At 67.0% G+C, this 719-nt stretch carries 1 protein-coding gene; it reads right to left on the bottom strand.

The annotated features are described in order from the left end of the window. Nucleotides 1-719: HAD-IC family P-type ATPase (locus A9X04_RS32430; RefSeq protein WP_156764291.1), on the bottom strand; the 719-nt coding region annotated here is incomplete at both ends.

The following is a 719-nucleotide window of genomic DNA, read 5'->3' as shown; positions in this document are numbered from 1 at the left end:
GCGTGCAGCACGCCCAGCATCAACCCGAACGTCAGGAAGTCGAACAGCGAGCTGATCGGTCCGAAGATCAGCATGAACCGGCGGATGAACGCGACGTTCCAGTGCGACGGCGCGTGCAGCTGCTCGGCGTCGACCCTGTCGGTGGGGATCGCCAGCTGCGAGGAGTCGTATAACAGGTTGTTCAGCAGGATCTGGCTGGGCAGCATCGGCAGGAACGGCAGCAGGGCCGATGCGGCCGCGGCGCTGAACATGTTCCCGAAGTTGCTCGACGTGCCCATCAGCACGTACTTGATGGTGTTGGCGAATATGCGCCGGCCCTCGGCGACGCCGGTGGCCAACACACCGAGGTCCTTCTCCAGCAGCACCACGTCGGCGGCGTCCTTGGCCACGTCGGTGGCGCTGTCCACCGAGATCCCCACGTCGGCGGCGTGCAACGCCAGCGCGTCGTTGACCCCGTCGCCCAGGAAGCCGACGGCTCGCCCCTCGCGCCGCAGCGCGGTGATCAGCCGCGCCTTCTGCTCGGGGGAGATGCGCGCGAAGATGGTGTGGTGTTGCGCGGCGTACGCGAACGCGGCGTCGTCCAGGGGTTCGAGCTGCGCGCCGGTGATCGTGCCCTTCGAGGCCAAACCCAAGTCGGCGCACACCTTTTCGGCCACCCGCGCGTTGTCACCGGTAGCGATCTTCACCTCGATGCCCAGATCCGCGAGCTGGGTTAGGGA

The organism is Mycobacterium sp. E3247 (assembly GCF_001667785.1).
Taxonomy (GTDB): Bacteria; Actinomycetota; Actinomycetes; order Mycobacteriales; family Mycobacteriaceae; genus Mycobacterium.
This window is presented reverse-complemented; position numbering and strand designations above follow the sequence as displayed.